The organism is Pseudomonas sp. T8 (assembly GCF_024610635.1).
GTDB lineage: Bacteria > Pseudomonadota > Gammaproteobacteria > Pseudomonadales > Pseudomonadaceae > Aquipseudomonas > Aquipseudomonas chlororaphis_I.
In genome coordinates this window covers 5,848,451-5,860,298 of record NZ_CP102374.1, presented here as the reverse complement: position 1 = coordinate 5,860,298, position 11,848 = coordinate 5,848,451, and the positions used below count along the sequence as shown (strand labels likewise).

Below are 11,848 nucleotides of genomic sequence, written 5' to 3'. Positions count from 1 at the left end.
GCAGGGCATTAAAGCCTGACCATTCGATCAGACTCTTAACCCCTATCCCCCTTACTTACTCAAACAGCCGCTTCCTGAACCACACGAATCACGCGCTGTGGAAACGGAATATCGATACCAGCTTCCTTCAAGCGATCACGGGACAACTCGTTGAAGCGGAACATCACGTCCCAGTAATCCGCGGTTTTCACCCAGACACGCAGGGAAAGGGTGATGGCGCTGTCACCCAGCATGGAAACCACCGCCACTGGCTCCGGATCGGCCAGCACGCGCTCGTCCTTGGCCAGGTCCAGCAGGACCTCACGGGCCTTTTGCAGGTCAGCCTCGTAATTCACGCCGACATCGAAGATCACTTTACGGGTCAGCTGGCGGTTGTGGTTGGTGATGATGCCGTTGGACAGGTTGCCGTTAGGCACGATGACAGTCTTGTTGTCGCCGGTACGCAGCACCGTATGGAAGATCTGGATGCTGTCGACCGTACCGCTGATGCCCTGGGCTTCGATCACGTCACCGATGCGGAATGGACGGAACAGCAGGATCAGCACACCACCGGCGAAGTTGGCCAGGCTGCCTTGCAAGGCCAGGCCGATGGCCAGGCCCGCCGCACCGATCGCGGCAACGAACGAAGTGGTTTCGACACCGATCATCGAGGCCACGCTGACAACCAGCAGCACCTTGAGAATGACGTTCGCAAGGCTGCTGATAAAACCCTGCAGGGCCTGGTCGGCATTACGCAGCGCCAGCAGCTTGCCGACTTTTTGCGTCAGACTGTTGATCAGCCACCAGCCGATGGCCAGCGTGATGACGGCCAGCAGTACCCGACTGCCGTATTCCATGATCATCGGAATCCAGGCTTGGGAAGCCTTGACCAGGTTGTCCACTTCAGCATTCAAATCCATCTATCTCTCCTGATTCCCGGCGGTCGGGCATACAAAAAACAAGGGTGAAACGAGTGGTTCCATGGAGGCGCAATCGTTTCCGCCCATTACTCGGGCCTCGGACGCCAATAAGCTCGCGAGGTTCCCGAAAAATCCGATCAGTCGCGGAAGTTGTTGAACTGCAGCGGCATGCCGAACTCTTTCGCGCGCAGGGCGGCGATGGCTTCCTGCAGATCGTCGCGCTTCTTGCCGGTCACCCGTACCTGCTCGCCCTGGATCGCAGCCTGAACCTTCAGCTTGGCGTCCTTGATATGGGCAACAATCTTTTTCGCCAGTTCTTTGTCGATGCCTTCCTTGAGGGTCGCTTCCTGCTTCATCACCTTGCCCGAAGCGTAAGCGTCCTTGACCTCAAGGCACTGCACATCGATCTTGCGCTTGACCAGGGCCAGCTTGAGGATCTCGATCATCGCTTCCAGCTGGAACTCAGCTTCAGCGGTGAGGTTGACGGTGAGTTCCTTTTCCTTGAACTCGAAGCTGCCCTTGCCCTTCAAGTCATAGCGGCGGTCCAGCTCCTTGACGGCGTTTTCCACGGCGTTGGTGACTTCGTGTTTGTCCAGTTCGGATACCACGTCAAACGACGGCATGTAATTTCTCCAATAAAAAAGGGGCGTAGCTCGATAAAGATGGAGCACGCCCGGTTTGCGGTTAAAATCCGGGCTCATTATAACGGGTCTTTCCCCTCCTTCACTGCGAGCCGCGCATGCGCCTGCCAAACCGAGCACCACGCTGATGTCGACCACCTGGCACATTCTGGGCGCGGGCAGCCTCGGCACCCTCTGGGCGACACGCCTGGCCCGGGCCGGCTTGCCGGTACGCCTGATCCTGCGCGACCAGGCTCGCCTGCAGGCCTATCAGGCCGCGGGCGGACTGACGCTGGTGGAACAGGGACAGGCCAGTTTCCATGCCATTCCCGGCGAAACCGTCGATAGCCCTGAGCCCATTGCCCGCCTGCTGGTGGCCTGCAAGGCCTATGACGCGCAACAGGCCGTCAGCCAGCTGGCCACGCGCCTGACGCCCGATGCCGAACTGATCCTGCTGCAGAACGGCCTGGGCAGCCAGGACGCCGTGGCCGCCCAGGTACCGCAGGCCCGCTGCATTTATGCCTCGAGCACCGAAGGCGCCTTTCGCGATGGCGACTGGCGCGTGGTGTTCGCCGGTCATGGCTACACCTGGCTGGGGGACGCCAGCCACCCCACCGCGCCCTTCTGGCTCGACGACCTGAGCGCCAGCGGCATCCCCCATGAATGGAGCGCGGACATCCTGACCCGCCTCTGGCGCAAGCTGGCGCTCAACTGCGCGATCAATCCCCTGACGGTCCTGCATGAATGCCGCAACGGTGGCCTGCTGCAGCATCATTGCGAAGTGGCGATGCTGTGCGTCGAGTTGAGCGAACTGCTGGAACGTTGCGGCCAGCCCGCCGCGGCCGAAAACCTGCAGCAGGAAGTGGAGCGGGTGATCCAGGCGACCGCCGCCAACTACTCCTCCATGTACCAGGACGTCGCCAGCCGACGCAGGACCGAAATCAGCTACTTATTGGGGCATGCCTGTGACGTTGCCACCAGGCACCAGCTGCACCTGCCCAACCTCAGCCGCCTGCGCCGGCTATTGGTGGAACACCTGCAACAGCGCGGATTGCCCAGCGACTGAGCAGCGGCTACGCTGCCCACGTGTTCCTCTCTAGCGACGTCCCCGATGCCATTGCGCCAGCGCCTTGAAAACCTGCCGGTCGGCCAAAAACTGCTGGCCGCCTTGCTCGTCCTGCTGATTACCGTACTGCTGGTCGCCAACCTGACCTTTATCAGCGCCGCCTACTGGATCTCCCAGGAAAGCATGGCGCCGCAAGCCTTGCAGACCATCGGAAGGCTGGTGTCCAACCCGACCCTGGCCGCGCAGGCGCTGGATTCGCCACAAAACGCCGAGAAGCTACTCAACGAACTCAACAGCTACTCCCCCCTGCGCGCCGCAGCGATCTATGACGGCAAGGGCACGCGCCTGGCCCAGTTGCAACATGGCGAACGCCTGAGCCTGCCGGAGCGCTATCGGCATATCGAAGCCTGGCAACTGACCGAATTTCGCAGCAACCAGATCATCACCCTGCCCCGCGCCGGCCAGCCCCCCGGCCATCTGTTGCTGGTGGCCAGCAGTGAACTGCCGATGGCCTTCTACACCGGCACCCTGACCGCGAGCCTGGGTATCCTGATCTTCAGTGTGCTGCTGTGGTTGATCATTGCCCGGCAGATCAAGCGGCTGATCACCCAACCCATCCACCAGCTGGAAGAACTGTCCCGACAAGTGACACGCGAGGAAAACTATTCCCTGCGCGCCGCCCGCGGCAACCGCGATGAAATCGGCAGCCTGGCCGATGCCTTCAACACCATGCTGTCGCGCATCGAGGCGCGAGAGCAGCAACTCAAGCGCGCCCGCGACGACTCCCAGGCGGCCTATGACCAGGCCCAGGGCCTGGCCGAAGAAACCCGCCACACCAACCGCAAGCTGGAACTGGAAGTCCAGGTGCGCAGCAAGATCGAAAAGAAACTCACCGGCTTCCAGAACTACCTCAACAGCATCATCGACTCGATGCCCTCGGCCCTGATCGCCCTGGACGAGCAGCTCTATGTCACCCAATGGAACCAGGAAGCCAGCGCCCTCTCAGGCACGCGCCTGGACGAAGCGCTGAACCAGCCGATCTTCCTCGCCTTCGAACCACTCAAGCCGTTCCTGCCGCAACTCAAGGAAACCGTAGAGCAGCATACGGTCACCAAGGTCGAGCGGGTCACCTGGGTCAAGGACGACGAGGCCCGGCATTACGCCCTTACCTTCTACCCGCTGATGGGCGGTGCCGGGCGCGGCGTGGTGATCCGGATCGACGACATCACCCAGCGCCTGTCCCTGGAAGAAATGATGGTGCAGTCGGAAAAAATGCTCTCCGTGGGAGGGTTGGCCGCCGGCATGGCCCATGAAATCAACAACCCGCTGGGAGCGATCCTGCACAACGTGCAGAACATTCGTCGGCGCCTGTCACCCGAGCTGCCGAAGAACCTGGAGCATGCCGAGCAGTTGGGCATCGAACTGGAAACCGTCAACCATTACCTGCAGAGCCGCGAAGTGCCGCAACTGCTCGACGGCATCCAGCAGGCCGGCGCCCGGGCGGCGAAGATCGTGACCCATATGCTCAGCTTCAGCCGGCGCAGCAACCGGCAGATGGCGCCTTGTGACCTGCCGGCACTGATCGACCAGGCCGTGGAAATTGCCGGCAACGACTTCGACCTGGCCATAGGCTTCGACTTCAAGGGCCAGGCCATCATCCGCCAGTTCGACCCGCAACTGGGGCCGGTGCCCGGTACCGCCAACGAACTGGAACAGGTCCTGCTCAACCTGCTGAAAAACGCCGCCCAGGCCATTCACCAGCGGGTAGACGACAGCGAACCCGGGCGCATTATCCTGCGTACTCGGCTGAACCCGCCCTGGGCGGAAATCCAGGTCGAGGACAACGGCATCGGCATGAGCGAAAACGTGCGCAAACGGACCTTCGAGCCGTTCTTCACCACCAAGGAAATCGGCCAGGGCACCGGCCTTGGGCTGTCGGTTTCGTACTTCATCATCACCAACAATCACAAAGGCCAGATGGAAGTGCAGTCGACGCAGGGCCAGGGCACATGCTTCACCTTGCGTTTGCCACTGGCGGGCAGTCAGCCGCCACCACTGGAACATCCCCCACTGGAGAGGTAAGCATGGGCTTTCGCTTGTCGAAGATTTACACCCGCACCGGCGACAAAGGCGAAACCGGGCTGGGTGACGGGCGCCGGGTTCCCAAGGACCATCCGCGGGTCGAAGCCATCGGCGAAGTCGATACGCTGAACAGCCAGCTCGGGCTGCTCCTGGCCGGGCTGATTGAACAGCGCACCGAGCATCCGGGTTTGCAGGAATTGATCGATGTCCTGGCGCCCTGCCAGCACCGCCTCTTCGACCTGGGTGGTGAGTTAGCCATGCCGGTGTATCAGGCACTGAATGCCACGGAAGTCGAACGCCTGGAAGCAGCTATCGATACCTGGAACGAAGAGTTGGGGCCGCTGGAGAATTTCATTTTGCCGGGCGGTTCGGCCTTGATCGCCCAGGCTCATGTTTGCCGCAGCCTGGCGCGCAGTGCCGAGCGACGTTGCCAGCACTTGAATGCCGTGGAACCGCTGGTGGGGGTCGGCCTGGCCTACATCAATCGCCTGTCCGACTTGCTGTTCGTGGCGGCGCGCCTGATTGCCAAGCGCCAGGGGATCGCCGAGATTCTCTGGCAGGCGGCGGCGAAACCCGAATAGCAGGCGCCTTTACCCTCTCTGATCACCAGCAAGCCCGCTCCTGCAGCTTATGCAGGAGCGAACCGGCCGGTGACTGGCATCAGGGCCAGAACGCGCGAATCCCCGCCACCCCTTGCGCCCCGGCCTGCCAGGCCTGCTCGCGCTGGTCCGGACCGACGCCGCCCAGCAGGTACACCGGTTTGTTGAAACCGCTGATCAGTCGGGCGGCCTGCTCCCAACCCAGCGGCTGCGCATCAGGGTGGGTCTGGGTCGGCTGGACCGGCGACAGCGTCACGAAGTCCACATCCATCTGCTGCGCCAAGGACAGCTCTTCAGCGTCATGGCAGGACGCCGCCAGCCAGCGCTCCTTGCCAAAGGGACGCCCGGCGCTGGCATATTTGCGCAGCTGCGCCGAGGTGATATGCCAGCCCGCCGAGGGGAAATCCCCCAGCCATTCGAACGGCCCCTTGAGCATCAATTGCGCCTTGCCCGCGCACAGGCCAACCGCATCCACCGCCAGGTCGCGGTATTGCGGGTCGTAGCCATTGGGCGCACGTAGCTGGATCAACCTGCCGCCATCGGCAATGGCCTTCTGCATGCCCCGCAACAGCGCCGGCGTTTCCAGGCCTTCCGGGGTGATCAGGTATTCGCTTGGCAAGCGCGCCGCCGCCACGATCGGCTGGTTGGCCGCCGGGAACTCGTAGTTCTCCAGCTCGCGGGCCGTGACCCAGGCCAAAGGCTGGCCCTCGGCGCCATGGGGCTCGCCGGTAAAGGCGGAAACTTCCCAGACATCCAGCAACACCTGCTTGTCCGGGTAGTCATGCTGCACCTTGATCAATGGCCGCGCCCGGGACACCAGAATGCCCAGCTCTTCCTGCAGTTCACGGGTCAGCGCCGCTTCCACCGCCTCGTCCGCTTCGACCTTGCCGCCGGGAAACTCCCAGAGGCCGCCCTGATGCTGGGTATCGGCACGTCGGGCAATCAGGATCCTGCCGTCGGCATCACGGATAACGGCCGCCGCCACATGTACTCGTTTCACCGCACTACTTCCTCTAAACCGGCTTTCTGCCAGGCCTTGAAGGCTGGCCATTGATAGATCGTTTCAACATAGGCTGCATCGACAGCCGGCAGCGCCACCCGATAGGTGCGCAGGCGCACGGCGATCGGCGCAAAAAAGGCGTCCGCCAGGCTGACCCGGCCAAACAGGAAAGGTCCTGGCTCGGTCGCGGCCGCGCGACACTCGGCCCACAAGGCCAGCATCCGCTCGATATCGGCCTGGGCTTCGGGTGGCATGGGCGACAGCGCAGCATCGCGGCTCAGGTCGAACGGCAGGTTGCCGCGCAGGCCGAAGAAACCGCTGTGCATCTGCGCACAGGCCGAGCGGGCCTGGGCACGGGCGGCCACATCGCGCGGCCAGAGCTCGGCTTCGGGGAAACGCTCGACCAGGTATTCGGCAATCGCCAGGGAATCGGCGATGGTGCCGTGTTCGGTCTTCAGCAACGGGACTTTGCCGGTCGGCGAATGCTTGAGAATCCGCTCGCGGGTATCGGGCTGGTTCAGCTTGATCAGTTCTTCGGTGTAAGTCGCGCCGGCCAGCTCAAGCGCCAGGGCGGCGCGCAGCGACCAGGAGGAATAGAGTTTGTCGCCGATGATCAGGTGAAGATTCATGTCGGGCACCTTTCAGAGGAGATGGAGGCCATGGGCCTCCATCGCGAGCAGGCTCGCTCCTACACGTGATGCGTCGCGTCCATGTAGAAGCGAGTAGCGGTGTATCAGGTACGGTATTCCGCGTTGATTTTCACGTACTCGTGGGACAGGTCGGTGGTCCAGATGGTTTCGCTGCAATCACCGCGTCCCAGCTCGATGCGGATGGTGATTTCTTCCTGCTGCATCACCGCCGCGCCCTGGGCTTCGGTGTAGCTGGCAGCACGCGCGCCACGGCTGGCGATACAGACTTCGCCGAGGAAAACGTCGATTTTGCTCACATCCAGGTCCGGCACGCCGGCACGACCGACAGCGGCCAGGATACGCCCCCAGTTCGGGTCGGACGCGAACAGCGCGGTCTTGATCAACGGCGAATGGGCCACGGTGTAGCCGACATCCAGGCACTCCTGGTGATTGCCGCCGCCGTTGACTTCGACCGTGACGAACTTGGTCGCCCCTTCGCCGTCACGCACGATGGCCTGGGCCACGTCCATGCACACTTCGAATACCGCCTGCTTCAGCGCGGCGAACAGCGGGCCGCTGGCTTCGGTGATTTCCGGCAAGCCTGCCTGGCCAGTGGCGATCAGCATGCAGCAGTCGTTGGTGGAGGTATCGCCGTCGATGGTGATGCGGTTGAACGACTTGTTGGCGCCGTCCAGCAACAGGTTCTGCAGCACTTCACGGGACACTTTGGCATCGGTGGCGATGTAGCCGAGCATGGTCGCCATGTTCGGACGAATCATGCCCGCGCCCTTGCTGATACCAGTGACAGTGATGGTCACGCCGTCGTGCTGGAACTGGCGGCTGGCCCCCTTGGGCAGAGTGTCGGTGGTCATGATGCCAGTGGCCGCGGCGGCCCAGTTGTCCACGGACAGGTCGTCCAGCGCGGCCTGCAGCGCGCCTTCGATCTTCTCGACCGGCAGTGGCTCGCCGATGACCCCGGTGGAATACGGCAGTACGGCGCTGGCGTCGACGCCCGTCAGTTCGGCCAGCTTGGCGCAGGTGCGGGTCGCGGCGGCCAGGCCTGGCTCGCCGGTACCGGCGTTGGCGTTGCCGGTGTTGGTCAGCAGGTAACGCACAGGGCCTTGCACACGCTGCTTGGCCAGGATCACCGGGGCGGCGCAGAACGCGTTCAAGGTGAACACACCGGCCACCGTGGAACCTTCGGCACAGCGCATGACCACAACATCCTTGCGCCCCGGGCGCTTGATGCCCGCCGAAGCGATACCGAGTTCAAAACCGGCAACCGGGTGCAACGTTGGCAAAGGACCAAGACCAACAGCCATGAATGCGCTCCTCTTTAACCTGATGTGTGCACTGCCATCGCGAAAGGCAGGGCGGCGAATGGAAAAACGCCGCGACGGCTGATGCCGGTCGCGGCGCGGGTATTTCAGTGTCTGGCGAAAATCTTAGTTGATCTGGCCGTGACAGTGTTTGTACTTCTTGCCCGAACCGCAGTAGCACAGTTCATTGCGGCCCAGTTTCTGCTCGTTGCGTACCGGAGCGGAGGCCAGGGCCACGTCGACATCGACGCCCTCTTCCAGCGCTTCCGGCTGCTCAAGGCCCGGAGCTTCGGCGTGCTCGAACTGCATGCGCTGAGCCAGTGCCTCGGCTTCCTGGCGCAGGCGCGCCTCTTCCTCGATCGGATCCTCGCGACGAACCTGAACGTGCGACAGCACGCGGATCGAGTCGCGCTTGATGGAATCCAGCAGTTCGGAGAACAGGGTGAAGGACTCGCGCTTGTATTCCTGTTTCGGGTTCTTCTGCGCATAACCACGCAGGTGAATACCGTGACGCAGGTGATCCATGGTCGACAGGTGGTCTTTCCACAGGTCGTCCAGGACGCGCAGGACGATTTGCTTCTCGAAGGTGCGCAGTGCTTCGGCACCGGCCTGGTCTTCTTTCTCGTTGTAGGCCGCCACCAGCTCGTTCAGCAGTTTCTCGCGCAGGGTTTCTTCGTACAGGTGATCGTCTTCATCGAGCCATTGCTGGATCGGCAGGCTCACACCGAAGTCGCTCTGCAACGCCGCTTCCAGACCGGCCACGTCCCACTGCTCTGGCAGCGATTGTGGAGGGATGTGCGCGCTGACGGTGGCGTTGAGCACGTCCTGGCGGAAGTCGGAGATGGTCTCGCCGATGTTGTCCGCGGCCAGCAACGTGTTACGCATGTGATAGATCACTTTACGCTGTTCGTTGTTGACGTCGTCGAACTCGAGCAGTTGCTTGCGAATGTCGAAGTTGCGGCCTTCTACCTTGCGCTGGGCCTTTTCGATCGCGTTGGTCACCATGCGGTGCTCGATCGCTTCGCCGGACTGCATGCCCAGGGCCTTCATGAAGTTCTTCACCCGGTCGGAGGCGAAGATGCGCATCAGGCTGTCTTCCAGGGACAGGTAGAAACGGCTGGAGCCGGCGTCGCCCTGACGACCAGCACGACCACGCAGCTGGTTGTCGATACGGCGCGATTCATGACGCTCGGACGCGATCACCTGCAGGCCGCCGGACTCCAGCACCTGCTGGTGACGCTTCTGCCAGTCGGCCTTGATCTGGGCAATCTGCTCAGGGGTCGGGTTTTCCAGGGAGGCGACTTCGACTTCCCAGTTACCGCCCAACAGGATGTCGGTACCACGACCGGCCATGTTGGTGGCGATGGTCAGGGCGCCCGGACGGCCGGCCTGGGCAATGATTTCCGCTTCTTTTTCGTGGAACTTGGCGTTCAGGACCTTGTGCTCGATGCCTTCCTTCTGGAGCAGGTTGGACATGTGCTCGGAAGTTTCGATGGTCGCGGTGCCCACCAGAACCGGACGGCCCTGGGTCATGCATTCCTTGATGTCGTTGATGATCGCGGCATATTTCTCGTCCGCGGTCAGGAACACCAGATCGTTGTAGTCTTTGCGCGCCAGCGGCTTGTTCGGCGGGATGACCATCACCTGCAGACCGTAGATCTGATGGAACTCGAAGGCTTCGGTGTCCGCGGTACCGGTCATGCCGGACAGCTTGGTGTACAGACGGAAGTAGTTCTGGAAGGTGGTCGACGCCAGGGTCTGGCTCTCGGCCTGGATGTTGAGGTTTTCCTTGGCTTCGATGGCCTGGTGCAGGCCTTCGGACAGACGGCGACCCGGCATGGTACGACCGGTGTGCTCGTCCACCAGGACCACCTGGCCATCCTGGACGATGTACTCGACGTTGCGGTTGAACAGCTTGTGCGCGCGCAGTCCGGCATACACGTGGGTCAGCAGGCCCAGGTTGTGCGCCGAGTACAGGCTCTCGCCTTCCGCCAGCAGGCCGACCTGGGTCAGCATCTCTTCGATGAACTGGTGACCGGCTTCGTTGAGTTCGACCTGGCGGGTCTTCTCGTCGACGGTGAAGTGACCGGCCTTGGTGACCTCGCCTTCCACTTCCTCGATGTGTTGCTCAAGGCGCGGGATCAGCTTGTTGATCTCGGTGTAGAGCTTGGAGCTGTCTTCGGCCTGGCCGGAGATGATCAGCGGGGTACGGGCCTCGTCGATCAGGATCGAGTCGACTTCGTCGATCACGGCAAAATTGAGCTCGCGCTGGAACTTGTCTTCCATGCTGAAAGCCATGTTGTCGCGCAGGTAGTCGAAACCGAATTCGTTGTTGGTGCCGTAGGTGATGTCGGCGGCGTAGGCGGCGCGCTTCTCTTCCGGCGGCTGGAACGGCGTGACCACGCCGACCGTCAGGCCGAGGAATTCATAGAGCGGGCGCATCCAGTTGGCGTCGCGGCGGGCCAGATAGTCGTTCACCGTAACCACGTGCACGCCCTTGCCGGACAGCGCGTTGAGGTAAACGCCCAGTGTTGCCACCAGGGTCTTGCCTTCACCGGTACGCATTTCGGCGATCTTGCCTTCATGCAAGGTCATGCCGCCGATCAACTGTACGTCGAAGTGGCGCATACCCATGACCCGCTTGCCGGCTTCGCGGGCGACCGCAAAGGCTTCGGGAAGCAGTTTGTCGAGGGATTCACCTTTGGCTATGCGGGCCTTGAACTCTGCAGTCTTGGCGCGCAACTGATCGTCCGAAAGGGCCACCATTTGCTCTTCGAAGGCATTGACGATCTGTACCGTCTTGAGCATGCGTTTGACTTCACGCTCGTTCTTGCTTCCAAAAAGTTTCTTTAACAAAGGCGCAAACATATCGGCAGGATCTTCCACACATAGGGATGGAGGGCGGCCCCGTGAGTCGCCCGTGCAGCCCTCATGGCCGCATGCGAACGAGTATTCTACCCGGAAACGATGGTGAGGAAAGTGGCGTTATTCCACGATGCTGGTACAGCGCTGTGACGGGGCCCACTTACAATAAGGCCTTTTACGCCAGTTTCAACCCGGACGAGTACGAAGTTAACCATTGATTTAATGGATAAAGCCTCGTCGCAGCGATGAACGAGGTCAGGCCGGCGCTTTCTGCTACCATGGCGGCTCTGTAACTTCAGGTGTCTGATCATGGCATTTCGCCCTCTTACGGCCAGAGCACCCGCCGTACTCCTTCGCGAAGCCAAGCCTCTCAAAGCCATACTCGGCCACGCCCAGCGCCTGGCGCACTTGCAGCGCCTGCTGGAAAGCCAGCTGCAACCGGCCGCGCGCGAGCACTGCCATGTTGCGTCCTGGCGCGAAGGCAGCCTGCTGCTGATCGTCACCGACGGCCATTGGGCGACGCGCCTGCGTTATCAGCAAAAACGCCTGCAACGTCAGCTTTTGGAGTTCAATGAGTTCAACAATCTGACGCGAATCCTGTTCAAAGTGCAGCCTCCCACCGTGCAACGCGGTGCGACCGGACACACCATGGACCTGTCGAGCAACGCCGCCGAGACCATTCAGGCCACTGCCGACGGCATCACCGATCCCAACCTGCGCGCCGCCCTGGAGCGCCTGGCCAGCCACGCCAAATCACGGACGTAACTGG

Annotated in this window: 10 protein-coding genes; 4 read left to right on the top strand and 6 right to left on the bottom strand. The window is 62.0% G+C overall.

The genetic code is table 11. The features are described 5' to 3' along the window. Window positions 1-59: 59 nt before the first annotated feature. Window positions 60-899 carry a mechanosensitive ion channel family protein gene (locus tag NRG23_RS26635; RefSeq protein WP_009045294.1) on the bottom strand — a complete coding sequence of 280 codons (840 nt, stop codon included), beginning with the start codon at window positions 897-899 and terminating at the stop codon, window positions 60-62. A gap of 137 nt (window positions 900-1,036) precedes the next feature. After that, window positions 1,037-1,522: a YajQ family cyclic di-GMP-binding protein gene (locus tag NRG23_RS26630; protein ID WP_007931144.1), complete on the bottom strand. Its 486-nt coding sequence runs from the start codon at window positions 1,520-1,522 to the stop codon at window positions 1,037-1,039. Window positions 1,523-1,667: 145 nt separating this feature from the next. Here NRG23_RS26630 and NRG23_RS26625 point away from each other — a divergent pair, with 145 nt between their 5' ends. From NRG23_RS26625 to NRG23_RS26615, 3 genes are read left to right on the top strand one after another with little or no spacing between them, the layout of a single operon-like run. Continuing rightward, on the top strand, window positions 1,668-2,585 hold the full coding sequence (locus tag NRG23_RS26625; protein WP_257372901.1) for a putative 2-dehydropantoate 2-reductase: 918 nt from the start codon (window positions 1,668-1,670) through the stop codon (window positions 2,583-2,585). Between the two features lie 45 nt (window positions 2,586-2,630). Continuing rightward, on the top strand, window positions 2,631-4,667 hold the full coding sequence (locus NRG23_RS26620) for an ATP-binding protein (RefSeq protein WP_028683239.1): 2,037 nt from the start codon (window positions 2,631-2,633) through the stop codon (window positions 4,665-4,667). Window positions 4,668-4,669: 2 nt separating this feature from the next. Next, entirely contained in the window at window positions 4,670-5,248 is a 579-nt protein-coding gene (locus NRG23_RS26615; protein ID WP_028683240.1) for a cob(I)yrinic acid a,c-diamide adenosyltransferase, read from the top strand. 79 nt (window positions 5,249-5,327) lie between these two features. On the opposite strand, the gene NRG23_RS26610 is transcribed toward NRG23_RS26615, so the two are convergent. The 4 genes from NRG23_RS26610 to secA all read right to left on the bottom strand — a co-directional run bounded on the left by NRG23_RS26610 (window position 5,328) and on the right by secA (window position 11,082). Next, a complete protein-coding gene (locus NRG23_RS26610) occupies window positions 5,328-6,266 on the bottom strand; it encodes a Nudix family hydrolase (RefSeq protein WP_257372897.1) in 939 nt (312 codons plus the stop codon). After that, on the bottom strand, window positions 6,263-6,895 hold the full coding sequence (locus tag NRG23_RS26605; RefSeq protein ID WP_028683242.1) for a glutathione S-transferase: 633 nt from the start codon (window positions 6,893-6,895) through the stop codon (window positions 6,263-6,265). The genes NRG23_RS26610 and NRG23_RS26605 overlap by 4 nt, the downstream gene beginning before the upstream one ends. Window positions 6,896-6,999: 104 nt before the next feature. Then, complete coding sequence (argJ, locus tag NRG23_RS26600; RefSeq protein WP_135006879.1) at window positions 7,000-8,217, bottom strand: bifunctional glutamate N-acetyltransferase/amino-acid acetyltransferase ArgJ; 1,218 nt, start codon at window positions 8,215-8,217, stop codon at window positions 7,000-7,002. Between the two features lie 123 nt (window positions 8,218-8,340). Next, window positions 8,341-11,082 (bottom strand): preprotein translocase subunit SecA, encoded by a 2,742-nt coding sequence (secA, locus tag NRG23_RS26595; protein WP_038634694.1) that lies wholly within the window; start codon window positions 11,080-11,082, stop codon window positions 8,341-8,343. Window positions 11,083-11,388: 306 nt separating this feature from the next. Between secA and NRG23_RS26590 the strand changes: the two genes are divergently transcribed. Further along, window positions 11,389-11,844: a DUF721 domain-containing protein gene (locus NRG23_RS26590; RefSeq protein WP_009050483.1), complete on the top strand. Its 456-nt coding sequence runs from the start codon at window positions 11,389-11,391 to the stop codon at window positions 11,842-11,844. Window positions 11,845-11,848: the final 4 nt, after the last annotated feature.

Excerpts from the sequence above, each read along its gene's own strand:
- NRG23_RS26635 (WP_009045294.1), bottom strand. The coding sequence starts at position 899 with ATGGATTTGAATGCTGAAGTGGACAACCTGGTCAAGGCTTCCCAAGCC.
- NRG23_RS26630 (WP_007931144.1), bottom strand. The coding sequence starts at position 1,522 with ATGCCGTCGTTTGACGTGGTATCCGAACTGGACAAACACGAAGTCACC.
- NRG23_RS26625 (WP_257372901.1), top strand. The coding sequence starts at position 1,668 with ATGTCGACCACCTGGCACATTCTGGGCGCGGGCAGCCTCGGCACCCTC.
- NRG23_RS26620 (WP_028683239.1), top strand. The coding sequence starts at position 2,631 with ATGCCATTGCGCCAGCGCCTTGAAAACCTGCCGGTCGGCCAAAAACTG.
- NRG23_RS26615 (WP_028683240.1), top strand. The coding sequence starts at position 4,670 with ATGGGCTTTCGCTTGTCGAAGATTTACACCCGCACCGGCGACAAAGGC.
- NRG23_RS26605 (WP_028683242.1), bottom strand. The coding sequence starts at position 6,895 with ATGAATCTTCACCTGATCATCGGCGACAAACTCTATTCCTCCTGGTCG.
- argJ (WP_135006879.1), bottom strand. The coding sequence starts at position 8,217 with ATGGCTGTTGGTCTTGGTCCTTTGCCAACGTTGCACCCGGTTGCCGGT.
- secA (WP_038634694.1), bottom strand. The coding sequence starts at position 11,082 with ATGTTTGCGCCTTTGTTAAAGAAACTTTTTGGAAGCAAGAACGAGCGT.
- NRG23_RS26590 (WP_009050483.1), top strand. The coding sequence starts at position 11,389 with ATGGCATTTCGCCCTCTTACGGCCAGAGCACCCGCCGTACTCCTTCGC.